The following is a 25,560-nucleotide window of genomic DNA, read 5'->3' as shown; positions in this document are numbered from 1 at the left end:
GCACGTGGTGACCCTCCCCCGCATCGTCGTCGCCGCACCCGCCTCCGGGCACGGCAAGACGACCGTCGCGACCGGGCTGATGGCGGCACTGCGACGCACGGGCCGCACCGTGTCGGGGCACAAGATCGGCCCCGACTACATCGATCCCGGCTACCACGCGCTCGCGACCGGCCGTCCCGGACGCAACCTCGACCCGTTCCTCGTCGGCGACGATCTCGTCGCCCCACTGCTCCACCACGGTGCGGCCGGCGCCGACATCGCCGTCGTCGAGGGTGTGATGGGCCTGTACGACGGAATGCTCGGCACCGACGGCTACGCCTCCACCGCGCACGTCGCGTCGCTGCTCGGCGCACCGGTGATCCTGGTCGTCGACGTCTCGCACGCGTCGCGGTCGGTCGCAGCGGTCGTGCACGGTATGGCCTCGTACGATCGCGGCACCCGCATCGCCGGGGTGATCCTCAACAAGGCCGGGTCTTCGCGGCATTCGGACGAAGTGATCGCCGCGCTGCAACCGACGGGCATCCCGGTGCTCGGCGTGCTGCACCGCGACGACGGCATCAGTGCACCGTCACGACATCTGGGTCTGGTGCCGGCCGAGGAACGCGCCGAGGCCGCGGCGCAACTCGACCGGCTCGCCTCGCAGATCACGGCGCACGTCGATCTCGACGAGATCGTCCGGATCGCCCGGGGTGCACCCGATCTCGCCGGACAACCGTGGCGTCCGCCCGCCGAAGGCGAGGACGGACCGGTGATCGCGCTCGCGGGCGGGCGCGCATTCACCTTCCGCTACACCGAAACCGAGGAGATGCTGCGCGCCGCCGGGTGCCGCACCGTGACGTTCGATCCGCTACGCGACGAGAAGCTGCCCGACGGCACCGCCGGCATCTACCTCGGTGGCGGATTCCCGGAGGTGCACGCCGCGGACCTGTCGGCGAACGTACCGTTGCGTTCGCAACTGCGGACGGCGATCGCGGCGGGTGTGCCGACCGTCGCGGAATGCGCCGGCCTGCTGTACCTGTGCCGCGACGTCGACGGCGCCGAGATGGTCGGCGCGCTGGACCGCTCCGCACGGATGAGCCCGAGACTCACCCTCGGATACCGCACCGGCATCGCACCGTCGGACGGGCTGCTCGGTCCGACCGGAACACGCGTGACGGGACACGAATTCCACCGCACCGTCGTCGATCCGGCCGAGCAGCCGGGTTGGCTGCTCGACGGTCGACCCGACGGCGCCGCCACCGCGACCGTGCACGCGTCGTATCTGCACGTGCACTGGGCCGGGCACCCGCACCTCGCGGAACGTTTCGTCGCCGCTGCCCGCGCCGCGGCACCCGTCGCCGCACCCACCTTCGCGGTCCGCGCTCCCGAACCGGACCTGCACCACCACGGCGACCGCGAGATCGGCGACGATCTCGTCGACCTCGCCGTCAACGTGTCGCGGCGACCACGACCTCGCTGGCTGGACGACGCCCTGCGCGTCTCCCTCGACATCCTCGACCGCTACCCGGATCCGGGTGCCGCGCGCACCGCGCTCGCGCACCGCCACGGTCGCGACGACGACGAGGTCCTCCCCACCGCCGGGGGTGCGGAGGCGTTCACGTTGATCGCCCGGGCCCGGCCGTGGCGCCGCCCCGTCGTCGTGCATCCGCAGTTCACCGAACCGGAGGCCGCGTTGCTCGCTGCGGGCCATCGGGTGCACCGCGTGGTCCTGAACGCCGACGACGGGTTCACGCTCGATCCCGCGGCGGTACCCGACGACGCGGACCTCGTGGTCGTCGGCAATCCCACCAACCCGACGTCCGTGCTGCACCCCGCGGAGACACTACGGCGACTGACCCGTCCCGGCCGCGTCGTGGTGGTCGACGAGGCGTTCATGGACGCGGTACCGGAAGAATCGGAAACACTCACGCACGAGCGCCTTCCCGGCCTGATCGTGACTCGGTCGCTGACGAAGACCTGGGCGATTCCGGGACTGCGCGCCGGTTACGTCGTCGGCGACCGCGACGTCCTCGTCGACCTCGCGGCGCAACAGCCGCCGTGGTCCGTGTCGACGCCTGCGGCAGCCGCGATGATCGCGTGCTCCACCCCGGAGGCGGTCGCGGAGGCGGAGCGCATCGCCGTCGCGCTCACCGCCGACCGTGCCGCCCTCGTCGACGCCCTGGCCGGGATCGACGTACGGGTCTCGGGTGTGCCGGCCGCACCGTTCGTCCTCGTCGACGCCGGGCCTGTCACTCGGGAAGCACTGCGTTCGAAGGGATTCGCGGTACGGCGCGGCGATACCTTCCCCGGACTCGGACCCACGTGGGTCCGTGTCGCGGTGCGCGATGCCGCGACGACCCGGGCCCTCGTCGACGCGTGGAAGGCGGTGCGGTGAGAGCGGCCGGACTGATCCTGGGTTACGTCGCCGATCGGGTGTTCGGTGATCCCCGGCGGTGGCATCCGGTGAGCGGATTCGGGCGGCTCGCCCGCGCCGCCGAGAAGGGGCTGTACGCCGACAACCGCGGCGCCGGTGTCGTGTTCACGACGGTGCTCGTCGGTTCAGCGGCAGGCGCGGGGTTTCTCACCGAACGCGCGTGCCGGTCGCGACCGCTGCTCGACACGACAGTGACCGCTGTCGCGACGTGGACGGTGCTGGGCGGTCGTTCCCTCGAACGGGAGGCCCGCACGATCGACGCGCAACTGCGGCGCGGCGACCTCGACGCCGCGCGCAACCAGGTGACCCATCTGGTCGGCCGGGATCCGTCGATGCTCGACGGTGACGGAATCGCCCGCGCCACCATCGAGTCCGTCGCGGAGAACACCTCCGACGCGGTGGTCGCGCCGCTGGTGTGGGGGGCACTGCTCGGCCCGGCGGGACTGCTCGGATACCGGGCCGCCAACACCCTGGATGCGCGGGTCGGGCACCGCACCCCGAGGCTCGAACGGTTCGGCTGGGCCTCGGCACGGTTCGACGACGTGCTCAACCTGGTGCCGGCCCGGCTCACCGCGCTGCTCGCCGCCGGTCTGGGTCCGCGTCCGCGCGCCGCACTGCGCGCGTGGCGGCGGGATGCGCACAAGCACCCGAGCCCCAACGCCGGCCCGGTGGAATCCGCGTTCGCGGGTGCCCTGGGTGTCCGGCTCGGCGGGGTGAACGTCTACCACGGTGTCGTCGAGGATCGCGGTACGCTCGGTTACGGGCCCTCGCCCACCCCCGCCGACATCGACCCCACCGCCACGTTGGCGTCGCGTGTCGGAACCGGCGCCCTCGTCGTCGCCGCACTCACCGCCATCGCTGTCCGACGTTCCCGCTGCGGTTCTCGTCGTCCACTTCGGTTGTACCCGTAGCGCGGGCGGCGGGCTCGGCCGGGCCCGGGGATGGGGTCGACCTGCGCGGATACCCTGCTCACAGGGAACTGCCAGGGCGCTCGCACGTCCCCTCGAGCGTCACCGCATGTACTTGCTTCGTTCACGCAGTGCACGGCAGACGACGAGGTGGATCATGGGTGTGTTCGACCGATTCCGCGCGGGAACGCGCGGCGCGGCATCGGGGCCGCGAAGCGATGTCCCGGAGGATGTTCCGACCCGCCCGACCGGCTACCAGCAGACGGCGAGCAGGTTGCACGCGTTCAACCGCTACGAGATCAAGTACCTCGTGGACGAACTGCAGGTGCCCGAGCTCCGCGAGGAGTTGACCGCGCGGATGGAGAACGACCCGTTCTCCCCGCACGGCGGCTACCCGGTCGCCTCGCTCTACTACGACACCCCCGATCTGCGTTTCTACTGGGAGAAGATCGAGGGACTGAAGTTCCGGCGCAAGGTCCGGATGCGCCTGTACGGCGCCCCGGACGAGTGCACCGACGAGTCGTCCGTGCACGTCGAGATCAAGCAGCGCGTCAACCGCGTCACCCAGAAGCGGCGCATCGCGCTTCCCTACGGGGAGGCTCGACGGTGGCTCGACGACCGGCAGCCGATCACGTGCGATCCGTCGCAGCGGGCATTCGTCGACGAGGTCACCACCCTCGTCGGCAACCTCGACCTGCGGCCGGTCGTGACCACGGGCTATCTGCGTGAGGCATTCGTCGGCACCGACGCCGACCTCGGTCTGCGGGTGACGATCGATCACCGGATCCACGGTCGCGACCGTGACTTCCGTTTCGGGGCGGACGCCGAGAACCGGTTCACGATCCCCCCGAAACTCGCCGTCGTCGAGATCAAGGCCAATGAACGCGTCCCGTACTGGGCAACCGATCTCGCGGCGCGCCTCGACATGTCGGTGATCCGGGTGTCGAAGTACTGCCGGTCGGTGGAGGCGTTCGGGCTCGCTCCCCGATCCCGTTTCGGCGCACCCGAAACCGTTCTTCCCGACGGAAGACCCGAGACACCGACCGACGCCTTCCGGGCCCTGCCCGTCCACTGACATCGCGGCGGTGACGCGCGTGTGCGCACCGCCGTGTCGTCCTCACACACCGATCACAGGATCATTTCGATGAACTTCGACCTGCAAGACCTCAGCGGAACGTTCACGACCCTCGACGTCATCGTGTCGCTGGTGTTGTCGTTCGTGCTCTCGGCCGTCATCGGCTGGGTCTACCGCTACACCCACAAGAACGTGTCCTACAGCCAGTCCTACGTCCAGACCCTCGTGATGGTGGGGATGGTCATCGCGCTGATCATGCTCGTCGTCGGGTCGAACATCGCTCGCGCGTTCGCGCTCGTCGGCGCTCTGTCGGTGGTGCGATTCCGCAACGCCATCAAGGAGACCCGTGACGTCGGCTTCATCTTCCTGGTGATGGCCGTCGGCATGACGACAGGCACCCGCTTCTACCTGCTGGCGATCGCCGCGACCGTCGCGATCTGCCTCGTGCTCGTGCTGATGAACAAGTTCGACTGGTTCAAGCTGGACGTGCAGCGCCAGGTCGTGAAGGTGCAGGTTCCGCCGGAACCCGGCTACACCGCGATGGTCCAGGACGTGCTGATCCGGTACTGCAGCGAGTTCGAGCTGGTGTCCACCGAATCCGTGCGCTCGGGTGCACTCAACGAGTTGTACTACACGGCTCGATTGCGCAAAGGCAAGGACAGCAGCGATCTGATCGATGCTCTCAGCGGGGTGAACTCCGGCCAGCGCGTCACCGTTCTCACCGGGTACGACCAGACGGACATCTGATGAGCGACGACACGACCGCTCCACCGCGACGCCCGCTGCGGCACCGCATCCCGACGTCGCTGCGTCAGCACTGGAAGGTTCCGGCCGTACTCGTCGCGTTCGTGGTGATCATGGCGGCAGCGTTCGGCACCGTCCGGGTCCGCCCCTACATCACCGGCGACGCCACCGTCATCGCCTCGGAGATCACCGAGAACATCGCCGGCACCGTGGATCTGTTCGACATGTCGGTCGAGCACGAGGTATCCGTCGAGATCAGCGACGTCGAGTACGACGACATGATCGTGGCGTACCAGGACGACGGCGAGAAGAAGTGGGTGAACGCGACGGTCACCATCGACGGGACCGTGATCACCGACGCGGCGGTTCGACTGAAGGGCAATTCGACGCTCAGGGGTCTGCGGGCGACCGGTGACGACCAAGGCCTCGGCCCTCCGGAAGGAATGGAACCGCCCGAAGGATTCGAGCCGCCCGAGGGATTCGCTCCACCCGACGAGTTCGGCCCGGAGGCGATGGCGGGACAGGTCGGGCGCGGTCCCGAGGGAATGGGCGGTCCCGGCGGCACGACGTCACTGTCGGCGGACGATCCGACCTCCCTCCCCCTGCTGATCAGCTTCGACGAGAACATCGAAGGTCGTGCCTACCAAGGCATGACCGAGATCTCGGTGCGTCCCGGCACTCCGGTGCTCAACGAGGCCACGGCACTGTCCCTGACGGCCGACACCGGCCAGCCGTCCCAGCGCTACACGTACTCGACGTATTCGGTGAACGGCAGCGCGACCACGACGCGGCTGCTGCTCGAGCATCCGGACGACGGGTACGCGGATTCGCTGTTCGACTCCGACGGCTACCTGTACAAGGCCGATGCCTCGTCGAGCTTCGTCTACGTCGGCGACGATCAGGCCGACTACACCGGCCAGTTCAAGCAGATCAACGCCGAAGGAACAGGCGACGTACAACCGATCATCGGTTTCCTGAAGTGGCTGGATTCGGCGAGCGACGAGGAATTCGACGCCCATCTCGCAGACCGCGTCGACGTCGAGTCGTTCGCGAGATATGTGGCGACCCAGAATCTTCTGGTGAACACGGACGACATGGCGGGACCGGGACAGAACTACTACCTCTGGTACGACACGGAGACGAAGAAGCTGTCGGTGGTGTCGTGGGATCTGAACCTGGCCATGCAGGGCAGCACCGATGCCGGACCCCACGACTCCGTTTCGATGAGCGGAGGTGCAGGTGGCGCAGGTGCGGGGCGCGGCGGATTCGGTGCGGGCAACTCACTGAAGACCCGATTCCTCGCATCGACGGCGTTCACCGAACTGTACGAGAGTGCGTACTGGGATCTGTACGAGCAGATCTACGGCAGCGGACGGGCACTCGACGTGCTCGACGACGTCGTCGCATCGGTTCCGGTGAGCGACGGCCTCACCGCCGAGACGCTGCACCAGAGCGCCGAGTCGATGCGCACGTGGATCCTGCAGCGCACCGACGCCCTTGCCGCCGAACGGCCATGACGGCTCCGCGACGGCGGCGCTCGGCCGCGCATCCGGGACGCCCGGGTCGTCCGGCGCTCATTCGATCGTCAGAACGAGCGCGGCTGCCGCGTCGGTGAGGATCCTCGGGATGTTGTTGAGCGGGCGGTGCGATTCGAACTGCACCTCGTAGGGCACCCGCAGTTGCGCTTCGAGTGTGGGCCAGTCGTTCTCGACGGCGTCGCGATACTTCGGCAGCAGCCACGCCGTGATGTACTCCCAGCGCGCCTCGAACACCGACCAGTCCCACGCCGGCAGCGGGGTCGTGAGGGTGGCGACGCGGCCGTCGGCGAGGGTACCGGTGATCCGGATCGGATCGTGGTTGCGCAGCGGCGGCACTCCCGCGATCGAGGGCGATCCGGCGACGGTCGTGGCGTAGGTGAGGGCCTTGCCGATGCCGTCGCCGTAGCCGCGCACGGCATCCCACAGGTCGCCCACGACCGTGTACTGCTCGCGGTGCAACAACACCGCGTTGCCCGCGGCGATCCGGTCGGGATCCCCGGACGCGATGTCGTGCCACGCCGCGACGATGTCGTCGCCGATCAGACCCACGTCCCGGAACTCCTCGATCGCCGGGAGACCTTCGTGCACATACATGTAGTGCATCGGCATCAGGTCGGAGAAGATCGCCTTCTGCATCACGAGGACCTGCCGGATGTACCACCGCAGGTCGTCGACCGTGATGTCGGCACCGTGATCGGCGAGTTCGCGCAGGCCCTCGGGCAGTTGCTCGACCGCGGCCGGACCGAACGCGGACTCGACGGCCCCCACGACCGAACGGGCGGCCGTTTCGAGCCCCGGCAGATCGTAGATGTCGGTGGCGAGCTCGAAATCGGCGAGTCCGCCGCCGAAGTCCGCTCCGACCTGCCCGCCCATACCGGCCCACTGCAGTTCGCGGTGCGACAGCTGGAAGTCCTCGTAGTACCGGTACGACCGGATCAGATTGTCGCGGCCCACGGCGAGGGTGGTGTGCGGGTCCCACGCCGCGAGGTCGATGCCGGCCTCGGTCGTTGCCTGCGCCAGCCGATACTGCGCGAGCAGCGCCGCATAGGACGTGGGTGGGACGCCGGACGCGCGGGCCCGGTCGACGAGCGCTCCGAGCAGATCCGGGTCGGTCGGTAGCGACGCGTCGACTCCGCCCGGTCCTTCGGTCGCGAACCGATTGGTCAACGGCAGGTTCAGGTACGGCGCGACGCTGTCCGCGGATGCGGTGGGAGCCGACACGATCGATGCCACCGTCACCACGGGGACCGCGACAGCGATCATGCGCCTGACGAGACTGCAGAGTGGACTCATGGGAGGTGCCTCATTCGGGACGGGCGCATGCCGGGACGGCGCGCGGCCGGATGGTGCCCCGGGGTGCTCCGGAGCAGGGTCGGGGTCAGGGCCGGGAGAGTTCGGTGGCGAGCCAGTCGACGGTCTGCATGCCGAACAGATCGGTGCCCCACCGGTAGAGATTCGTGAAGAACACCGACATGCTGCAGTCGGACGGCCGGTAGACGACGTCGGTGCCCATTGCGCGGTAACGGTCGGCGAGGTCACGCGAGTCCTGCGCGGGCACCACCGACATGAACGAGTCGTCGGCGCCGCACGAGGTGATCAGGATCCGCGATCGCGGTGCGTCACCCACGCCGAGTCGGTTGTCGTCGTAGACGTGCTGGAAGTCGGCGATGTCGGCTGGGTTCTCACCCGAGGTGAACATCGCCTCGAGCGGCAGGAACGGCGTGAAGAAGTAGGAGTTCTGACACTGTGTCCGCCACACGTCGGCCAGGGCCTTGCCGGCGGGGTTGAACTTCTCGTCGAGCCGCATCTCCGGATACTGGGGCTCGAGACCGAGCAGCGTCGCGAACACGAATCCGGATCCGATTCCGCCACCGGCGAAGCGGATGAAGTTGCGTTGGTCGACGACCATGCCCTCGAGGACGGTGGCCCTCAGATCGATCTCCGGTGCGTACGTCGGTTGCAGTTCGGCAGCGAACGCGCCTCCGACGCCACCGCCCGCGATCCCGAAGACGCCGACGGGAGCGTCGCGGCTCAGTCCGGCGTCGTCGACGGCGAAGGCCGCGCGGACACCGTCGAGCAGCGTCTTCGCAGCGTATTTTCCGGCGAACACGCCGTGCGGCGCGGGGTCGGCGTCGTTGCCGACGTCGGAGATGACGGTGGCGAGGCCCTGCCCCCACATGAGGGCGAGCGGACCGAGCGCCGACCACGCGGAGGCGTCACCGACGGCACCGCCGGACCACTGCGACGACGGGTGGCAGCGCGCTCCGACGCTGTCGTTGGCTTCCTGATAGGCGACGATCGGGCGGGTGGCGTTGTCGCGGCCGTCGTCGGGAATCATGACCACGCCGGTGCCGATGTCGGGGCTGCCGTCGAGGTTCTCCGTGACGTACATGATCTTCCAGGCGGATACGTTGCCCGGTTTCACCACGGTGAACAGTACGTCGAACGGTTTCGCCTTCAGCAGCGTGCCGGGTGCCTCGTCGCCGTGCAGCGGTGGTTCGTCGTAGAACGGGTCATGGCCGGTCGCACCGTCGATGATCTCCTGCGGTGTGGCGATCGTGGCGTCCTCGAACGTGCCGAGGACGTATCCGTTGAAGACCTCGTCGGGTGCGGGCGTGTCGACCGGGGCGTCACCCACCGGTTGGGCGATCGCGGTCGCCGCGCATCCCAGCACCACGAGTGCCGACGCCGACACCGCGGCCACGACGCGGGGAAGGACGAGTCGTCCAGATCTACCTCGCACCCGGATGTCCTCTCCGTCGCGCCTGTGATTGCGGACACGGTAGCCGAGACGGCGCGTCACGGACAAACGTCCCGTCCGCTGACGCCGGTCACCCGAATGTGCAACACTGTAATCAGTGCAATTTCGCACGTCGCACTCCCGAGGAGGGACGATCATGCGACATCCACACCATTTCGGACCGGGACGTCCGGGCGGCTGGCAGCAGGCCGACGTCCCCGACGCGAGCGACGCAGCCGAGTGGTTCGCCGGACGCCTACCCGACGACTGGTTCACGGGAGCCGCCACGGTCGAGGTCGACCGCGAGGAGATCGTCGTCACCGGCGAACTACCCGCGCCCGACGACGATTCCGGTGCCGCAGCCGACGGTCGCATCGCCCGGTTCCGCGAATCCACCCGACCCGAACGCATGCGCATCGCCGACGAAGCCGAGGCCCGCTACGGCCGCAAGGTGGCGTGGGCGGTGACACTCGGCGACCGGCACGTGCTGTTCACCCACCTGTCGGTGCCGGTGATGACCAGGCTCCGGCAACCGGAACGCAAGGTGCTCGACACCCTCGTCGACGCGGGGGTCGCGCGATCGCGGGCCGATGCGCTCAAGTGGACCGTGCGGTTGGCCGGCCGGCACGCCGACGAGTGGCTCACCGAGCTGCGGGAGGCGATGAGGAAGGTCGACGATCTGCGGGCCCGGGGTCCGGAGTTGTGACGGACTCCGTCATTCCGCCTGCGTGAGGACCCAGCCCACCGCGTCGTCGACCGAGTCGACCGTCCGGACACCGAGGGGGGCGGCGGGCCGTCGCACGACGATCACCCGGATCCCGAGTTCGGCGGCGGCATCGAGTTTGGCTCGGGTGAGCTCGCCACCGGAATCCTTGGTGACGAGCGTGTCGACAGCGTTGTCGCGCAGGAGTTCCCGCTCACCGTCGAGGGTGTAGGGGCCGCGCGCACACAGCACCGTCCACCCTGCGGGGGGTTCGTACCCGAGCGGATCGACGACGCGCACGAGCACCTGCAGGTCGGCGAGTGGGCCGACGAACCGCTGCAGCGTCTGCCGACCCGTGCTGAGGAAGATGCGGCCACCGGACGATGCGGCGGCGGCGGCATCGTCGTGATCGTCCACCCACGTCCACCGCCCCGACGGATCGGACCATCCGGGACGTTGCAGCCGCAGCAGCGGTGTCCCCGTCGCGGTGCACGCGGCAGCGGCGTTGGTGCTGATGCCGGCAGCGAAGGGATGGGTGGCGTCGACGACCGCGACGATCCGGTGTTCACGCAGGAACCGCGCGAGTCCGTCGGCACCACCGAATCCGCCGATCCGCACCTCCCCCACCGGCAGCGCCGGATTGCGCACGCGCCCCGCCAGAGACGACAGGAACACCGTTCCGGCGGAAGCGAGCTCACGCGCGAGGGCTCGCGCTTCGCCGGTGCCGCCGAGGATCAGCACGGTCACGACAGCGCCGCCGTGAGGGTGGGCGGCGCGGGGAGGTCGCCGAGCATCGCCAGGATGGCGTCGACGTCGAGATGCTCGTCGATCGCGTCGGCCAGCACATCGATGCGCGCTTCACGGGCGGCGGGGAAACTCACCGTGCCCGTGACGATCTCGCGGCCACGGAGCGAGGCGACCTCGCGCAGCCACGCACCGCGGAGCGCATCACCTTCGAGGCTGCCGTGCCACATCGTGCCGAACACGGCACCGGCGCGGGCACCACCGAGGAATTCGTCGCCGCCGAGACGGTCGATTCGGCCGTGGTGGATCTCGTACCCCGACGCGGGCACCCCCAGTGCGTCGCCGACCGGGAGCCGCAGCACTTTCGCGGAACCGAATTCGGTGCGCACGTCGAGCAGACCGAGGCCGCGGGCGGAGGCCCCGGCCTCACCCTCGACACCGTGCGGGTCGCGGATCTCACCGCCGAGCATCTGGAATCCGCCACAGATCCCCAGCACGACGCCCCCGCGGCGGGCGTGCTCGACGATCGCGGCGTCCAGACCCCGCGACCGCAGCCAGGCGAGGTCGGCCAGCGTCGCGCGGGTGCCGGGTACGACGATCACATCGGTGTCCGCGAGCGCGCGTGGATCGTCGACGAAGCGCACCCGCACATCCGGTTCGAGGCACAGTGCATCGACGTCGGTGAAGTTGCTGACGCGCGGCAACATGACGACGGCGATCGTGAGCGCACCCTCCCCGTCGTGGGCAGGCCGAGACGTCAGTGCGAGGGAATCCTCGGAGTCGAGCCACATGTCGCGCAACCACGGCACCACCCCGAGGACGGGGCGGCCGGTCAGGTCGTGCAGCGAGTCGAGCCCGGGCCGCAGCAAGCCGACGTCGCCGCGGAACTTGTTGATCACGAATCCGCGGACCAGGGCCTGGTCGGCGGCGTCGAGGAGCGCCACCGTCCCGAACATCGAGGCGAAGACGCCACCGCGGTCGATGTCGCCGACGAGGATCGTGGGCAACGAACCATGCTGCGCGAGGCCCATGTTGACGTAGTCGTGTGCACGCAGGTTGATCTCGGCGGCGCTACCCGCCCCCTCGCACACCACCACGTCGACGCGGCCACGCAGGTCGTCGAACGCCGCGAACGCGGCCTCCGCGAGATGACGGCGCCCCCCGGCGAACTCGCCGGCCTCGAGGGTCCCGGCCGGACGCCCGCGCACCACGACGTGACTGCGCCGGTCGCTTCCGGGTTTGAGCAGCACCGGGTTCATGGCCGACTCCGGTTCGGCGCGCGCCGCGACGGCCTGCACCCACTGGGCGCGGCCGATCTCGACACCGTCGCCGGTGCCGGGATCGACCGCGACCATCGAGTTGTTCGACATGTTCTGCGCCTTGAACGGCGCGACGGTCAGTCCGCGGCGAGCCAGGGCCCGGCACAGTCCGGTGACGACCACGGACTTTCCCGCGTCCGAGGTCGTTCCGGCGACGAGCAGGCCCCGCCCCACGTCAGGCCGGGACGGAGACGCGGCGGGACGACCGTTCGGTGAGGAACGCGAAGGCGAAGCCCAACGCCGCCCACAGGGTGAGTTGCACCGACACGGAGGCGACGCGGAACTGCCACAGCAGCGACGCCGGGAAGTCCTCACCGACCTCGTCGATGGTCGGGAGCACCAGGTACCCGAGGCCCACGACGACGAGGAACGCGACGACCGGGGCAATGATCCGGACAGTGTGCAGTTCCTGCGTCGCGACGGCCTTCGCCACCGCGACCGCCACCGCGACCGCGACGAGACCGAGGACGACCGCGGCCAGCCACAGCAGCGTGCGTTCGTCGATGGTGTCGGGGTCACCGACGGCGGGCGGGTTCGCGGGGTACTTGACGAACGGCACGGCCGCGATCGCGAGCCACGCCAGTCCGGCACCGGTGAGGGCGAGTTTCCAGCCGGGCAGGTCGGTGTGGCGGCGCGCGAAGTGCAACACCGACGCGTACAGCGCACCGAGCGCCGTTCCGGCGAGGGCGGTGGCGAGGAACAGTCCGGCCTTCTGGCCGGTGCGGCTCACCTCCGCGTCGTCGCCGTGACTGTGCCCTGCCTCCGCGTCCTCGGCCGCCGCACCCGCATCGTGCGAGTGCGCGTCCGCGGCGGCCTCCTCCAGCGCGATCGCCGAGTCGACGTGCGGTTCGCCGACGACGAAGGCGACCGCACCGGCGAGCAGACCCGCGAGCAGGCCCGCGAGCAGACCACGCAACAACAGTTGAACGAATGTTCCAGGCATCGATCGGCCCGCTCTCAGTGGCACGGAAGGCCGAGCAGATGCCGGCCGTCGTGCATGAGCTCGTGCATGAACATGCCGGTGCGCGACACGGCTCCCTGATCGAAACCGACCAGGTAGAGCACGAGCATCGCCAGCACGATCACCGCGGCGAGGGCCGCGGCGAGCGCCGCGGTGCCGAGCGAGTCATCCGGGGTGTGGACCACGGCCATAACGAAACCTCCTGGGATTACGCGTCCCATCGTGAAAGGACACGCGCCGCGGGAGTTTTCTGGCTCCAGGACGATCCGGGGATCCCCTGTCACAGTGGCGCGACCGCTCCGGTGTCCCACCGGATTACCTGCACCTCGGCACATGCGTACCGAGGAACAATTCCACCGGCGGTCTTCTCCTGTCAAGCGGCGATCGTGCGGGTGAGCACGCGAGAATGCGTGTGTGCCCCGACTGTTCCTCATCGCCCACGCCTCCACCGACGCGCAGCGTCACGTGCGGTTCCCGGACGACGAACGCCTCGCCGATCGGGGACTGCGGGAGACGATCCGCGTCGAGCCTCCCGTCGTCGATCGGATGCTCAGCGCCCCGGAGCGCCGCGCGGTCGGCACCGCAGCAGCGTGGGGCGTCACCGCGGTCGTCGACGAGCGTCTCCGGGACCTCGACCACGGTGTGTGGCGCGGCCTTCCGATGGACGACGTCCCCGAGTCGGAACTCGCACGATGGCTCTCCGATCCGGATGCGGCACCGCACGGTGGTGAGTCGCTCACCGGCCTGATCGCGCGGGTCGGTGCGTGGCTGGCGGATCTCGGCGATCCGGACGAACGGGTGGGTGCGATCACGCATCCCGCCGTGATCCGGGCCGCGCTCGTACACACGCTGTCGGCGCCGGCATCCGCGTTCTGGCGGATCGACGTGCGGCCGGTGAGCGTGACCCGGTTGCACGGTCGCGGCGAACGCTGGACGCTGCGCCTCGGCTGACACCGCGCCGCGGGACGGTCGAGACGTCCCGGTCACCAGGTCACGTCGCGGGCGCACTGCTGCCCGTCGACGGTCGACTCCACCTGGACGGTCGCGTGGTCGAGTCCGTGCGCGGCGAGCGTCGTGCGGGCCGATTCGAGCACCCACTGCGCGTCGTGGTCACTGACGAGGTGGACGGTGGCGACGTCCATTCCGGTGGTGAGGGTCCACACGTGCAGGTCGTGGACGCTCGCGACACCGGGCAGGGCCTGCAGGTCACCGCGGACCGCGTCGACGTCGAGGTGGGCCGGGGAGGCCTGGGTGAGGATGCGCAGGGACTCCGCGGCGAGGCGTACTGCGCGCGGCACCACCCACAGGGAGATCAGGACACCGACGACGACGTCGGCGAAGCTCCAGCCGAAGACGAGGACGAGGGATCCTGCGACGAGCACGCCGACGGATCCGACGGCGTCGGCGAGCACCTCCATGTAGGCGCCGCGCACGGCGAGGCTGCCCTTGGCGTCCGTGCGGAGCATCAGCATCACGACGAGGTTGGCGAGCAGTCCCGCGAGCGCGGTGAGGATCATGGGCAGGCCGGGCAGTTCGGGGGTGTCGCCGATGCGCCCGATCGCCTCGTACATGACCCACGCGGCGACTCCGAGCAGCAGCACGGCGTTGCCCATGGCGGTGAGCACCTCGGCGCGGTGCCACCCGAACGTGCGGGCGGCCGCGGTGCTGCCCCTGCGCGCCAGGAGGAGCGCGACCATCCCCATCGAGACACCGACGACATCGGTGAGCATGTGGCCGGCGTCGGCGAGCAGCGCCAACGATCCGATCCACAGGCCGACGACCGCCTCGAGGACGAGGAATACGCCGAGGATGCCCAGCGAGATCGCCATCCTCCGGATGGTGGTGTTCGACGGCCCGGCAGCGTCGTGACCGCCGCCTACCCCGTGCGAGTGTCCGTGACCGGCCCCCATGTTGCTCCTTCCGCCGCGGCCATCGTATGCATAGATGCGCATATGTTCAACGGCTACGTCCCTCCGTGGGCGCCCCCGGACACCTGTGCATAATGACGCCAGCGTTGCTGACGCCCACAGCAGGGGAAGTCCGGTCGAAATCCGGCGCTGACCCGCAACGGTGGACTGTCGAAATCGACAGTGAGCCCGAATACCTGCGTGGGTGTCCGCGACTCCGACAATCGCCGTGGTCTGCGAAACGGGGTCCGGCAAGGCAGTTCGTGCACCCGCGATCCGGGCGGCGCGCTGTCGTGGTGGAGTCCGGCCGCAGCCCACCCCAGCAGAGCACGAGGTCCCATGCTCCCCGTCCGTCCAGCACGCTCCACGTCCACCGTCGTCACCGTCCTCGCCGTCGCGGGAGTACTGGTGACGGGTTGCTCACGCGGCACCGGCACCGCCGACACCGCCGAGGCGGTAGCGTTCGCGGAACCGGTGACCGTCACCAACTGCGACCGCACCGCCACGTTCGACGCACCCCCGCAACGGATCGTCTCGATGAACGACCACGTCACCGAAACCCTCATCCAGATGGGCGCGGGCGACCGCATCGTCGGCATGGGGTACGGCAAGCAGGACGACCCGCTGCCGGAGACGGCCGCGCAGTTCGCCGCGATCCCGGCGCTGGCCGAGGAGTACCCGACGTCCGAGCAGGTACTCGACCTCGAACCCGACCTGGTCGTCGGCGGCATGCGCAGCGCCTTCGACGACAAGAACGGCCTCGGCCGCGACAGCCTCGAAGCCGCCGGAATCGGCACCTTCCTGTTCTCCGAGTACTGCGGCGAAGGATTCCCCGACATCGGCCTGCTCGAGAACGACTTCACGCAACTCGGCGCGCTCCTCGGCGTGGAAGCAGGTGCTGCGGCGCTCACCGAGCGCATCACCACCGGCCTCGACGCCGTCCGTGACCGGCTCGATGCCGCCGGGGTCGATCCCGTCCGCACCTTCTTCTACGACTCCGGCGAAGCGGAAGCCATGTCGGTCGGCGGCGTCGGCAGCGGTCAGCTCATCAGCGACTACGCCGGTGCCGAGAACATCACCTCCGACGGTGAGAAGCCCTACCCGAAGGCGAGTTGGGAAGTGATCGGCGAGCGGCAGCCCGAGGCGATCGTCGTGCTCGACTACGGAGCCACCAGCGCAGACGACAAGATCGCGTTCCTGAAGAACCAGCCCATCATGATGACCACCCCCGCCGTGCAGAACGATCGATTCATCGTGGTCCCGCTCGACGACTTCTTCGAGAGCTCCCGCATGGTCACCTCCGTCGAAACCATCGCCCGCGGCCTGCACCCCGACGTCTTCGACGCATGAGCACCCTGACCGAAACCCCCGCACGGACCCCCGCGCGCGTCGCGCCGCCACCCACCGGGACGCCACCCCCACCCCGCAGGCGCTCCCTGTGGTCGGTGGTCACCGCGCTCTCGGTGACACTGGCGCTCACCGTCGTCGTCGCCGTGTCACTCGGCACGATCACCATCCCGTTCGGTGACGTGTGGGCGATCGTCGGTCACCGGCTCTCCCCCACCGTGTTCGGATCCCTGCTCGGGGAGCCCTGGTGGAGCGACACCCGGGACGCGATCGTCTTCGAATCACGGCTCCCCCGCGCGCTGACCGCCGCCGTGGTCGGTGCGTCACTCGCCATCGCGGGCGCGGTGGCGCAGGCGGTGACCCGCAATCCGCTCGCCGACCCCTACCTGCTGGGGGTGTCGTCGGGGGCGGGTTTCGGTGTCGCCACCCTGACGGTCCTGGGTTTCGGTGCGGGAGTGGCCGGGATCTTCACCCTCCCGCTCGCCGCGTTCGCCGGCGCCCTCATCCCGTTGGCGGCGACCGTCGTGGTCACCTTGCGTGCACATTCGGTCACCGCGATCGTGCTGGTCGGTGTCGCACTGTCGATGGTGTTCTCCTCGGCGATCACCTTCGTCCTGCTCGTGCTCGGCGACGTCCACCAACTCGGGACCGTCATGCAGTGGCTCGCGGGCGGGTTCGGCGACGCCACCTGGCTGTCGCTGATCGCCCCCACCGTCGTCCTCGTCGTGGTGGGGGCGGTCGTGGTGCTGTGCGGCCGACAACTCGACCTGCTGCTCACCGGCGACGACGGTGCGACCGCGCTCGGGATGAACGTGCCGCGTTTCCGCGTCCTGATTCTCCTGGCGGTCTCGCTGCTCGCGTCCGCAGCCGTCGCGGTGTCGGGCACGATCGGATTCGTCGGACTGCTCGTGCCGCATCTCGCGGTCTTCCTCGTGGGCCGGAACGCGGCACGACTGATCCCCACGGCGGCGCTCCTCGGCGCACTCGCCCTCGTCCTCGCCGACATCATCGCCCGCTCGGTCAGCGGCACCACCGAACTACCCATCGGGGTCGTCACCGGACTCGTGGGCGGGCCGATCTTCATCGCCATGCTGTGGCGTCGCTACCGGAGGGCAGCCGCATGACCCGGCTACGCGCATCCGCAGTCGAGACCCGCCTCGGCGAACGGACGGTACTGCACGGCGTCGACCTCGACGTCGCGCCCGGTGAAGTGCTCGCACTCGTCGGTCCCAACGGAAGCGGCAAGACCACCCTGCTGCGCACCTGCTATCGGGCGCTGTCGGTCAGCGGCGGCGCGATTCTGCTCGACGACACCGCCGTCCACACGATGCGCCGCCGGGACGTGGCGCGCACGATCGGTGTCAGTACGCAGGAACCCACGGTGCACGGCGGGGTGACGGTGCGCGAATCCGTGCGGCTCGGCAGGTCCGTCCAACGCGGATGGCTCGAGCCGTTCCGTCCCGAGGACGATGCCGTGGTCCGCTCCGTGCTGGCCCGGGTCGCGCTCACCGACCACGCAGACCGGGACGTCGCGGCCCTGTCCGGTGGAGAGCGGCAACGGGTGTCGATCGCGCGGGCCCTCGCCCAGGAACCCGACGTGCTGCTTCTCGACGAACCGACGAACCATCTCGACCTCCGCCACCAACTCGGTGTTCTGGGTGTGCTGCGCGAACTCGCCGCCGACGGTCTCGCGGTGCTCGTGACACTGCACGACATGCGCCTGGCTGCGGAGTACTGCGACCGCATGGCCGTGCTGCGGGACGGTTCGATCGTCGACGTCGGCGTACCCGAGGACGTACTCACCCCGGAGCTGCTCGGCGACGTCTTCGGGGTCCGGGGAGAACTGCGCGCCGTCGACGGCCGACGCGTACTCGACCTGATCGGGCTCGTCGATGACTGAGCGCTCCACGGAAGTCCCCCGAGAAGAACACACCGGGGCCGCCTACCGGCGCGTCACCGCAGCGCTCGGCGAGTTCGCCCACACCACGGACCTCACCGGCCACGACGAATTCCCCGGGCTGCTGCTGACGGATCCCGAATGGCTCGCCGATCGGGTCGCCGACACCGGACGACGCTGGGGCTGCGACGACGCCCGGGTCAACGGCACACTGTGGTGGTATTCGGCGAGTTCCACCCTGGTTGCCGCACCGTTGGCGATGCTCCTGACCGACGGCCTCGCTCCCGACCCCGATCTCACACAGTTGCGGTGTGCGCTGCGCGAGAACGGCTACCTCGCCGCGGTGCGGTCGCCACGGCTGCTCCGGATGGGCGACTATTCGACGGCTCTCGTCGCTGCGCACGACGCGATGATCTCGGCGTTGGCCGCGGTGTCGGGTGCCGCGCCCCGCGCGCTGTGGGCGATCGCCGCGGACTCGATCGCCGGTCGCGCCCTCACCGCCGGCCGCGCGCTCGGCCGGATCGGTGACGGGTGCGCACTCGCGGAATCCGTGACCGTCGCGCCGATGCCGACACCGCGATACGTCGACATCGAGGGGGCGGGTCGCGGCGAACGATTCGTCCGGAGGTGTTCGTGCTGCCTGATCTACACCGCGACGGGCGGCGACAAGTGCAGCACCTGCCCCCGACGCACGCCCACCGAACGGCATGCGCGGCTGCTCGAGCGGGTCGTCGGCGCTCACTCCTGCGGCGGGTAGGCGGGCCGTTCGACGGTCGGCGGCAGCAAGGCGATCGCCGAGATCCGGCGCAGCCCCGCCACCTGCATCAGGTCGACGAGCAACGACCGGAGTTGCGCGAACACCACCGTCGCCGACACACCGGCCCCCTCGACGAGATCCGGTTTCAGTTTCTTCGCGACGGTGCGCAGCACCCGCGCCGCGTCCGCCTGATCGGGATGTTCCCCGGGCTCGGCCATCGCCATGTCGTGCAGAACATCGAGTGCGTCGGCGACATCCGCGATGACGGCCACGATCCTCGGGTCGAGGATCTCGTCGTCCCGCACCACCGTCAGGGAGCGGCGGGAGAGCACCCGGATGTTGCGCATCGCATTGTCGAGGGGATCGGCCGCCGCCGTGAGCCGGGCGAGCCGATTGCGGCTGTTCCAGTACAGCGGCGACAACCGGCTGATCTCGTGGCCGCCCTTCAGATTCGACCGCATCGCATCGATCGCCGGCTGGGTGGCGCGGGCGGTCTTCAACGCGTCGACGATCGGTGCCGGCGTGTTCTCCACCAGACCGGACTCGACATCGCGCAGCACCGATGCCGCGGTGGACAGGATGTCCGCGGCGTTCTTGCGGGCGCGGCGGACGGGATGGGTGGGAATCAGCGCGACGACCGCGATACCCACGAGTCCGCCGACGAGCGCGTCGACCATCCGCTCGATGCCGCCGCTGCCACCCGGCGGCAGCAGCGTCGCCACGAGCACCGCCGAGTTACCCGCCTGCATCGAGAAGATCGGCCCGCTGTTGAGCATCACCGCGGTGCCCATGGCCATCGCCACCACGAGCGCGATCTGCCACGGCCCGCTGCCGATCTGCGAGACCAGCAGGTCGCCGACGCCGATCCCGATGGCCACGCCGCAGACCAGTTCGATCGACCGGCGCAGCCGCGCTCCCAACGACAACCCCAGCGACACCACGGCCGCGATCGGCGCGAAGAACGCCTGGGAGTGGCCGATGACGCTCGTCGCGACCCACCACGCGACTCCCGCCGCGATCGCGCACTGCAGGATCGGCAGCGCCGACGAACGCAGACGCGCCGCCGATCCCGTCACCCGGCCCCGGAACACCGCTGCCGCGGGACCGACCCTCCGGTGCACCCCGAGGGTCCGTCCGCGCCACCCGACGGTCCTCGTGGACGCAGCCCCGCTCGACGACTCATGCTTCGGCGACGCGTGCTTCGGCGGATCAGACTTGGCGGACACCGAGGCTATTCGACTCCGAGTGCTTCGGCCGCGCGCGGATCGCAGTCCTCGAGCAGGTCGAGGCAGCGGGCGTGCTCATCGTTCTCACCGATCGTCTTCGCGGCCTGCGCGAGCACCGCGACGCACCGCAGGAACCCGCGGTTCGGTTCGTGGCTGTAGGGAACGGGACCGAATCCCTTCCAGCCGTTGCGACGCAACTGGTCGAGACCACGGTGGTAGCCGGTGCGGGCGTACGCGTAGGCGGCGATGGTCTCGCCGCTCTCGAACGCGGCCTCCGCGAGATACGCCCACGCGATCGACGCGGTGGGATGCGCCGCGGCCACCGCCGCGGGATCCTCGCGATCGAGCAGTGCCGACTCCGCCTCGTCGTCACCGGGCAACAATGTGGGCTGGGGTCCGAGGAGATCACCGAAAGACGTCATGGGGTCATTGTGCCCGTCGGGGTGCATCGGTCGATAGGCTCCCCGAGGAACAGCAATCACAGGGACAGAACGTCGAACGGGGTGCACCGCGTGTCGGACCGGAAGAACGAAGAACCGATCGAGGAGTCGTCGAGCACGCCCGAACCGCCGGTCGAGGAGACGTCGTCGACCGGGCCCGCACCGGACACCGACGCCGCCGATCCCGCCGATCCCGCCGATCCCGCCGAGACACCCGACGCCTCCACCGGTCCCGATGCTTCCGACGACGGATCCGGCGACGACACCGCAGCCGACACCGAAGCCGACACCGGGAACGCTCCCGCCGCCGCGCAGGACACCCCGCCCGCCGCAGCGGATGCGGAGCACGACGGCGAATCGGCCGATGCCGGTCCCGATGAGCAGCCCACCTCCGGTCCCGATGAGCAGCCCACCGCCGGTGCGGACTCCCCTACGGTCGAGGAGACCTCCGGTACGGGTCGCGCCGACGACCCCGACACACCCGCCGACACCGCACCCGCAGCAGCGCCCGAACCGGCAGGCCCCGAACCGGCAGCGCCCGAACCGGCAGGCACGGAACCATCCGAAGCCGCGACGGTGGCGATGCCGAAGTTGAGTAAGCCCACCGCCGACGACCCCGCCGGCCCGTCCTCCGGGTCGGAGGCACCGACGGTGCAGATCCCGGTGACGGCGCACTCCCCCAAAGCACCACCGCAGCGCATCGCACCGCGCGTCCCCGAACCCCCGCAACCGGAACCTGCACCGTTCTCACCGGCACCGACACCGACCCGGATCCCCCCGGCCGAGAACCGGGGCAGCTCCCGCCGGGCACTGATCGCGGGGGTCGCCGTCGTCGTGGTCGCGGTCGTCGCAGTGTTCCTCGTGGTGCAGTTCCGGGCGGCGAATTCTCCGGAGGCCGCGGTCCGCAACAGCGTCGACGCGTTCGTCGATGCCCTGACGAGCGGCGACCTCGACCGGCTGAGCAGCACGACGTGCGGTTCGCTCGCCGAGTTCTACGAGACGGTCGACCCCGACGAGTTCCGCAGCATCCACCGGTTGGCGGTGGAGCAGGGATCCGTGCCGGTCGTGACGAGCATCGACAAGGTCCAGATCACCGACGACACGGCGATCGTGGAGGTCACCGCGCACACCGCCGCCGATCCGGGCGACGAGACGGCCCGCACCTTCGACCTCACCCGTGAGGACGAGGTGTGGCGGGTGTGCAACGACTGATCCCCGACCGGGAACACCCGAGCCGTCACGGAATGTGGATGTCCCGCGACACACGCACCTCGTGGATCGTGGCGACGGCCCGCCGGCGCAGCGGCCCGCACGACGGGTCCCATCCGGCGAGCAACTCGTCGACCTTCGTGTGCATCTCCTTGCGGAGCCGCTCGAACGAATCGTCGGCGCGTTCACCGACGTACCCGAGGAGCAACCACCATGCCCAGGCCACGGCCCCCGCGTTGGCGATGAAATCGGGGATCACCGTGATTCCGCGGGCGGTGAGGTCGAGTTCCGCGTCGGGGGTGGTCGCCGAGTTCGCTGCCTCGACGACGAGCCCGGCGTGGACGTCGGCGCAGTTCCGGCTCGTGATCGCATACGACACGGCCGCCGGGACGAGCACGTCGACGGGGAGTCCGAGGACCACCTCGCGCGGCAACTGCTGCACGTGGCGAGGGACACGTGACCGGTCGATCTCTCCGTAGACGTCGCGGGTGTCCAGCAACGCGGGGATGTCCAGTCCCGCCGGGTCGAACAGTGTTCCCACGGCATCGGCGACGGCCACGATCCGCAGCCCGGCATCGTGCAGGTACCACGCGGCGCCCCCGCCCATCGTGCCCACCCCCTGCACCGCGACGGTCGTCCCGGCGTGGCCGCGGCCCCGGCGGTCGACGGCGGCCAGGCACGCCTGCGCCACGCCGTATCCTCCGATGACGTCGCCGAGCGATCCGCCGCGGGCACGCACCGCCAGCCCGGCCCTGATGCGGGCGGCGGTCCGTTCCGGGTCGGCGGAGCGTGCGATCGCGGCGTGATACGACTGTTGCAGTCCGAGCGCGTCGAACACGTCGTCGAGCAGATGCTGCGGCACCCCGAGATCCTCGGCGGTCACCCAGTGATGGTCGAGGAACGGCCGCATCGCCTCGCAGAACCGGGTCAACACACCGGTGGAGCGCGGATCCTTCGGGTCGAAGTCGATGCCGCCCTTGGCGCCGCCGACGGGAAGATCGAACACGGCGGTCTTGTTCGACATGCCGGCTGCGAGATCCTCCACCTCACCGAGGGTGCAGCCCTTGCGCATTCGCGTACCGCCGGTGGCGAGTCCGGCGACGAGGGTGTCGATCACGAGGTATCCGCGGGCACCGGTGACCGGATCGTTCCATTCGATCCGCATGGTCGGTTCGCGGCGTCGCGGTGCACCCTCGACGAAGGGGGTCACCGGGGTGAACGCGGACTCTTCCGGCCGCTCCAGGGGATGCTCGACGATGGTCACTGCGTGCCTCCCGACGTCAGGGCGTGTGCTCGGTCCGTGACACCAGGATGGGGTCGTGCGCGGGCGGCCGTCCAGCGACATTTCGTGGACGGATCCGTTCACCATCCGTGGACGGTCGGTGTGGGCCTATGGTGCAGAAATGGAGTTGTCGCTGCATCGCCTCAAGCTCCTGCGCGAACTCGTGCGGCGGGACACGGTGACGGCCACCGCCCACTCGCTCGGATACACGGTGTCGGCGGTGTCCCAGCAGCTCGCGCAGCTGGAACGTGACGCGGGCACCCGACTGTTCGAACGGCAGGGGCGGCGCGTCGTGCTGACCGAAGCGGGTGTGGTGCTCGCCCGGCACGCGGAGGAGATCCTCGCCGCGGTGGACCGGGCGGCGATCGCGGTGGAGGCCGCCCGCAACGGGGTGTCGGCGCAACTGTCCGCGGGGGTGTGGGCGTCGGTGGCGGCGGGCCTGCTGCCGACGGCTCTGAAACTGCTCGCGGGTGAACACCCCGGCATCGAGGTGTTCACCCGGGAACTGGCACCGGAGGACACCGCGGGTGCGGTGCGTGAGGGCTCGCTCGACTTCTCGTTCGTGATCGACTACTCGAACCACCCGATGCCCCCGGACCCGTACCTGACCCGCCGGATCATCGCGCTGGAGCGGATGTACGCCGCGCTTCCACCCGGGTCCGGGGTCGGTGACAGCACCGCGCTCGCCGATCTCGCACGCCGTCCGTGGATCCTGTCGGGACGCCGGTCCCATTTCGGACGCGCCGTCCGCACCGCATGCCAGACCGCGGGATTCGAACCGACCGTCGTGCACGAGGTCGGTGAACAGGCCACGGCCCTGGCGATGGTCGGTGCCGGCCTGGGGGTGACGCTCGTCTCGGATCTGGGTCTGCGCCTGATGCCCGACGACATCGACATCGTCCCGCTCGACGACACGTTCTTCCGGACGGTGTCGATCACCTACCGGACGACGAACACCGGCCGGGTGTCGTTGCAGTTCGTCGTCGACGCCGTCGCCGCGGCAGCGGAGATCCTCGGCGTCGGCACGCGGCCGGACCGGTGACGACCCGCAGACCCGCGCCGCGCGCACGGCCCGCGACGCTGCCGGTGAACGGCGGCGTCGCGGGCCGTGTGATGACGTCGCGTCCTGCCGCGACGGCGGAGATCCTGCCTGCGGAGATCTAGCCTGCGGCGACCTGACCGGCCGACACCGATCGGCCCGCGGACCTGAGGTCGTTGCATGCCTCGACGACCCGTTCGGTCATCGACGCCTCGGCCTTCTTCAGGTAGCTGCGGGGGTCGTAGACCTTCTTGTTCCCGACCTCGCCGTCGATCTTCAACACGCCGTCGTAGTTGCCGAACATGTGTCCCGCGACCGGACGGGTGAACGCGTACTGGGTGTCGGTGTCGACGTTCATCTTCACGACGCCGTAACCCAACGCCTCGTCGATCTCGGACTTCAACGATCCGGATCCGCCGTGGAAAACCAGATCGAAGGGCTTCGAGCCTTCCTTCAGGCCGAGTTTGCGGGTCGCAGCGGCCTGCCCCTCGGCGAGCACCGCCGGCTTCAGCTTGACGTTGCCGGGCTTGTACACACCGTGCACGTTGCCGAACGTCGCGGCGAGCAGGTACTGCCCCTTGTCGCCGGCACCGAGCGCGTCGACGGTCTTCTCGAAGTCCTCGACGGAGGTGTAGAGCTTCTCGTTGATGGCGTTCTCGACACCGTCCTCCTCACCGCCGACCACACCGATCTCGATCTCGAGGATGATCTTCGCGGCTGCCGCAGCGGCGAGCAGTTCCTGCGCGATCTCCAGGTTCTCGTCGATCGGGATGGCGGAGCCGTCCCACATGTGCGACTGGAACAGCGGGTTCCGGCCGGCGTCGACGCGCTCCTGGGAGATCGCGATGAGCGGCCGCACGAACCCGTCCAGCTTGTCCTTGGGACAGTGGTCGGTGTGCAGCGCGATGGTCACGTCGTACTTCTCGGCGACCACGTGCGCGAACTCGGCGAGCGCGACGGCACCGGTCACCATGTCCTTGACACCGAGACCGGAACCGAACTCGGCGCCGCCGGTCGAGAACTGGATGATGCCGTCGCTGCCGGCGTCCGCGAAGCCCTTGATGGCGGCATTGATGGTTTCGGACGAGGTGCAGTTGATGGCCGGGAATGCGAAAGAGTGCTCCTTCGCGCGGGCGATCATCTCGGCGTAGACCTCGGGAGTCGCGATAGGCACAGCGGCTGTCCTCCAGGTGAGAGTCGATCGGCTTGCCCGCGGGGGGGTACTGCGGGTGCCGCGGTTGTCCCAGCAGTATGTCAACCGATCGCCCCGGAACACAGCCGGACCGGGTCCACTCGCGCACACTCGAGCAC

The 25,560-nt window shown here is 69.6% G+C and carries 25 protein-coding genes and 1 riboswitch; of the genes, 14 read left to right on the top strand and 11 right to left on the bottom strand.

The genetic code is table 11. The features are described 5' to 3' along the window. Window positions 1-4 precede the first annotated feature (4 nt). From cobBC to LDQ05_RS08280, 5 genes are all read left to right on the top strand, one after another. On the top strand, window positions 5-2,374 hold the full coding sequence (cobBC, locus tag LDQ05_RS08300) for a bifunctional hydrogenobyrinic acid a,c-diamide synthase/histidinol phosphate aminotransferase CobBC (protein WP_308013173.1): 2,370 nt from the start codon (window positions 5-7) through the stop codon (window positions 2,372-2,374). Beyond that, a complete protein-coding gene (locus LDQ05_RS08295) occupies window positions 2,371-3,324 on the top strand; it encodes a cobalamin biosynthesis protein (protein WP_287217322.1) in 954 nt (317 codons plus the stop codon). Before cobBC ends, LDQ05_RS08295 begins: the two co-directional genes overlap by 4 nt. A 154-nt stretch (window positions 3,325-3,478) precedes the next feature. Then, window positions 3,479-4,396, top strand: a complete 918-nt coding sequence (locus LDQ05_RS08290; RefSeq protein ID WP_226436421.1) for a polyphosphate polymerase domain-containing protein — start codon at window positions 3,479-3,481, stop codon at window positions 4,394-4,396. Between the two features lie 69 nt (window positions 4,397-4,465). Further along, window positions 4,466-5,143 (top strand): DUF4956 domain-containing protein, encoded by a 678-nt coding sequence (locus LDQ05_RS08285; protein WP_226436420.1) that lies wholly within the window; start codon window positions 4,466-4,468, stop codon window positions 5,141-5,143. Continuing rightward, window positions 5,143-6,657: a CotH kinase family protein gene (locus LDQ05_RS08280; protein ID WP_226436419.1), complete on the top strand. Its 1,515-nt coding sequence runs from the start codon at window positions 5,143-5,145 to the stop codon at window positions 6,655-6,657. The genes LDQ05_RS08285 and LDQ05_RS08280 overlap by 1 nt, the downstream gene beginning before the upstream one ends. 57 nt (window positions 6,658-6,714) lie before the next feature. Here the strand turns inward: LDQ05_RS08280 and LDQ05_RS08275 are convergent, their stop codons facing one another. Next, a complete protein-coding gene (locus LDQ05_RS08275) occupies window positions 6,715-7,941 on the bottom strand; it encodes a hypothetical protein (RefSeq protein ID WP_226436418.1) in 1,227 nt (408 codons plus the stop codon). Between the two features lie 115 nt (window positions 7,942-8,056). Continuing rightward, on the bottom strand, window positions 8,057-9,421 hold the full coding sequence (locus tag LDQ05_RS08270; RefSeq protein ID WP_372461059.1) for a lipase family protein: 1,365 nt from the start codon (window positions 9,419-9,421) through the stop codon (window positions 8,057-8,059). 154 nt (window positions 9,422-9,575) lie between these two features. On the opposite strand from LDQ05_RS08270, the gene abmR reads away from it, so the two are divergent. Continuing rightward, window positions 9,576-10,124: an ATP-binding transcription factor AbmR gene (abmR, locus tag LDQ05_RS08265; RefSeq protein ID WP_226436417.1), complete on the top strand. Its 549-nt coding sequence runs from the start codon at window positions 9,576-9,578 to the stop codon at window positions 10,122-10,124. Between the two features lie 9 nt (window positions 10,125-10,133). On the opposite strand, the gene LDQ05_RS08260 is transcribed toward abmR, so the two are convergent. Genes LDQ05_RS08260 through LDQ05_RS08245 form a run of 4 tightly spaced genes read right to left on the bottom strand, consistent with a single transcriptional unit; the run spans window position 10,134 to window position 13,336 of the window. Further along, window positions 10,134-10,868: a cobalt-precorrin-6A reductase gene (locus LDQ05_RS08260; protein ID WP_226436416.1), complete on the bottom strand. Its 735-nt coding sequence runs from the start codon at window positions 10,866-10,868 to the stop codon at window positions 10,134-10,136. After that, complete coding sequence (locus LDQ05_RS08255) at window positions 10,865-12,358, bottom strand: cobyric acid synthase (protein ID WP_226436415.1); 1,494 nt, start codon at window positions 12,356-12,358, stop codon at window positions 10,865-10,867. The genes LDQ05_RS08260 and LDQ05_RS08255 overlap by 4 nt, the downstream gene beginning before the upstream one ends. 1 nt (window position 12,359) lies before the next feature. Then, window positions 12,360-13,127 carry a CbtA family protein gene (locus LDQ05_RS08250; protein ID WP_226436414.1) on the bottom strand — a complete coding sequence of 256 codons (768 nt, stop codon included), beginning with the start codon at window positions 13,125-13,127 and terminating at the stop codon, window positions 12,360-12,362. Window positions 13,128-13,141: 14 nt separating this feature from the next. Beyond that, complete coding sequence (locus LDQ05_RS08245) at window positions 13,142-13,336, bottom strand: CbtB domain-containing protein (protein ID WP_226436413.1); 195 nt, start codon at window positions 13,334-13,336, stop codon at window positions 13,142-13,144. Window positions 13,337-13,559: 223 nt separating this feature from the next. On the opposite strand from LDQ05_RS08245, the gene LDQ05_RS08240 reads away from it, so the two are divergent. Continuing rightward, a complete protein-coding gene (locus LDQ05_RS08240; RefSeq protein WP_226436412.1) occupies window positions 13,560-14,096 on the top strand; it encodes a histidine phosphatase family protein in 537 nt (178 codons plus the stop codon). A gap of 32 nt (window positions 14,097-14,128) precedes the next feature. Here the strand turns inward: LDQ05_RS08240 and LDQ05_RS08235 are convergent, their stop codons facing one another. Then, a complete protein-coding gene (locus LDQ05_RS08235; RefSeq protein ID WP_226436411.1) occupies window positions 14,129-15,055 on the bottom strand; it encodes a cation diffusion facilitator family transporter in 927 nt (308 codons plus the stop codon). 84 nt (window positions 15,056-15,139) lie between these two features. Next, a riboswitch (cobalamin riboswitch) is annotated at window positions 15,140-15,271 on the top strand. A 120-nt stretch (window positions 15,272-15,391) separates the two neighbouring features. On the opposite strand from LDQ05_RS08235, the gene LDQ05_RS08230 reads away from it, so the two are divergent. From LDQ05_RS08230 to LDQ05_RS08215, 4 genes are read left to right on the top strand one after another with little or no spacing between them, the layout of a single operon-like run. Next, a complete protein-coding gene (locus tag LDQ05_RS08230; RefSeq protein ID WP_226436410.1) occupies window positions 15,392-16,402 on the top strand; it encodes an ABC transporter substrate-binding protein in 1,011 nt (336 codons plus the stop codon). Continuing rightward, a complete protein-coding gene (locus LDQ05_RS08225) occupies window positions 16,399-17,523 on the top strand; it encodes a FecCD family ABC transporter permease (protein ID WP_226436409.1) in 1,125 nt (374 codons plus the stop codon). The genes LDQ05_RS08230 and LDQ05_RS08225 overlap by 4 nt, the downstream gene beginning before the upstream one ends. Then, the gene (locus LDQ05_RS08220; protein WP_226436408.1) at window positions 17,520-18,299 is read left to right on the top strand and encodes an ABC transporter ATP-binding protein; all 780 of its coding nucleotides are present in this window, start codon (window positions 17,520-17,522) and stop codon (window positions 18,297-18,299) included. Before LDQ05_RS08225 ends, LDQ05_RS08220 begins: the two co-directional genes overlap by 4 nt. Then, window positions 18,292-19,053, top strand: coding sequence for a (2Fe-2S)-binding protein (locus LDQ05_RS08215; protein ID WP_226436407.1), 762 nt, complete (start codon window positions 18,292-18,294; stop codon window positions 19,051-19,053). Before LDQ05_RS08220 ends, LDQ05_RS08215 begins: the two co-directional genes overlap by 8 nt. Here LDQ05_RS08215 and LDQ05_RS08210 read toward each other — a convergent pair. Then, on the bottom strand, window positions 19,035-20,174 hold the full coding sequence (locus LDQ05_RS08210) for an FUSC family protein (RefSeq protein ID WP_372461058.1): 1,140 nt from the start codon (window positions 20,172-20,174) through the stop codon (window positions 19,035-19,037). The genes LDQ05_RS08215 and LDQ05_RS08210 overlap by 19 nt on opposite strands. Window positions 20,175-20,284: 110 nt before the next feature. Then, window positions 20,285-20,701, bottom strand: coding sequence for a DUF3151 domain-containing protein (locus tag LDQ05_RS08205; protein ID WP_226436406.1), 417 nt, complete (start codon window positions 20,699-20,701; stop codon window positions 20,285-20,287). 90 nt (window positions 20,702-20,791) lie between these two features. On the opposite strand from LDQ05_RS08205, the gene LDQ05_RS08200 reads away from it, so the two are divergent. Continuing rightward, complete coding sequence (locus tag LDQ05_RS08200; RefSeq protein ID WP_226436405.1) at window positions 20,792-21,931, top strand: Rv0361 family membrane protein; 1,140 nt, start codon at window positions 20,792-20,794, stop codon at window positions 21,929-21,931. 25 nt (window positions 21,932-21,956) lie between these two features. Here the strand turns inward: LDQ05_RS08200 and LDQ05_RS08195 are convergent, their stop codons facing one another. Continuing rightward, window positions 21,957-23,192, bottom strand: coding sequence for a Glu/Leu/Phe/Val family dehydrogenase (locus LDQ05_RS08195; RefSeq protein ID WP_372461057.1), 1,236 nt, complete (start codon window positions 23,190-23,192; stop codon window positions 21,957-21,959). Between the two features lie 139 nt (window positions 23,193-23,331). Between LDQ05_RS08195 and LDQ05_RS08190 the strand changes: the two genes are divergently transcribed. Together LDQ05_RS08190 and LDQ05_RS19715 are read left to right on the top strand one after the other, a co-directional pair. Beyond that, window positions 23,332-24,252: a LysR family transcriptional regulator gene (locus LDQ05_RS08190; RefSeq protein ID WP_226436404.1), complete on the top strand. Its 921-nt coding sequence runs from the start codon at window positions 23,332-23,334 to the stop codon at window positions 24,250-24,252. Then, entirely contained in the window at window positions 24,249-24,374 is a 126-nt protein-coding gene (locus LDQ05_RS19715) for a hypothetical protein (RefSeq protein ID WP_264184619.1), read from the top strand. Before LDQ05_RS08190 ends, LDQ05_RS19715 begins: the two co-directional genes overlap by 4 nt. Here the strand turns inward: LDQ05_RS19715 and fbaA are convergent. Next, complete coding sequence (fbaA, locus tag LDQ05_RS08185) at window positions 24,371-25,423, bottom strand: class II fructose-bisphosphate aldolase (RefSeq protein ID WP_226436403.1); 1,053 nt, start codon at window positions 25,421-25,423, stop codon at window positions 24,371-24,373. The two genes, LDQ05_RS19715 and fbaA, sit on opposite strands and share 4 nt — an antisense overlap. Between the last annotated feature and the right edge of the window lie 137 nt (window positions 25,424-25,560).

This window comes from Rhodococcus yananensis (genome assembly GCF_020515525.1).
Classification (GTDB): domain Bacteria; phylum Actinomycetota; class Actinomycetes; order Mycobacteriales; family Mycobacteriaceae; genus Rhodococcus; species Rhodococcus yananensis.
Note: the sequence above shows the minus strand (reverse complement) of the source record. Positions and strands in the feature narration are given on the sequence as shown.

Coding starts and splice junctions, on each gene's coding strand:
- LDQ05_RS08230 (WP_226436410.1), top strand. CDS start 15,392: ATGCTCCCCGTCCGTCCAGCACGCTCCACGTCCACCGTCGTCACCGTC.
- LDQ05_RS08205 (WP_226436406.1), bottom strand. CDS start 20,701: ATGACGTCTTTCGGTGATCTCCTCGGACCCCAGCCCACATTGTTGCCC.
- LDQ05_RS08280 (WP_226436419.1), top strand. CDS start 5,143: ATGAGCGACGACACGACCGCTCCACCGCGACGCCCGCTGCGGCACCGC.
- LDQ05_RS08190 (WP_226436404.1), top strand. CDS start 23,332: ATGGAGTTGTCGCTGCATCGCCTCAAGCTCCTGCGCGAACTCGTGCGG.
- LDQ05_RS08275 (WP_226436418.1), bottom strand. CDS start 7,941: ATGATCGCTGTCGCGGTCCCCGTGGTGACGGTGGCATCGATCGTGTCG.
- LDQ05_RS08220 (WP_226436408.1), top strand. CDS start 17,520: ATGACCCGGCTACGCGCATCCGCAGTCGAGACCCGCCTCGGCGAACGG.
- LDQ05_RS08290 (WP_226436421.1), top strand. CDS start 3,479: ATGGGTGTGTTCGACCGATTCCGCGCGGGAACGCGCGGCGCGGCATCG.
- LDQ05_RS08215 (WP_226436407.1), top strand. CDS start 18,292: ATGACTGAGCGCTCCACGGAAGTCCCCCGAGAAGAACACACCGGGGCC.
- LDQ05_RS08225 (WP_226436409.1), top strand. CDS start 16,399: ATGAGCACCCTGACCGAAACCCCCGCACGGACCCCCGCGCGCGTCGCG.
- LDQ05_RS08250 (WP_226436414.1), bottom strand. CDS start 13,127: ATGCCTGGAACATTCGTTCAACTGTTGTTGCGTGGTCTGCTCGCGGGC.
- LDQ05_RS08235 (WP_226436411.1), bottom strand. CDS start 15,055: ATGGGGGCCGGTCACGGACACTCGCACGGGGTAGGCGGCGGTCACGAC.
- LDQ05_RS08285 (WP_226436420.1), top strand. CDS start 4,466: ATGAACTTCGACCTGCAAGACCTCAGCGGAACGTTCACGACCCTCGAC.
- LDQ05_RS08245 (WP_226436413.1), bottom strand. CDS start 13,336: ATGGCCGTGGTCCACACCCCGGATGACTCGCTCGGCACCGCGGCGCTC.
- abmR (WP_226436417.1), top strand. CDS start 9,576: ATGCGACATCCACACCATTTCGGACCGGGACGTCCGGGCGGCTGGCAG.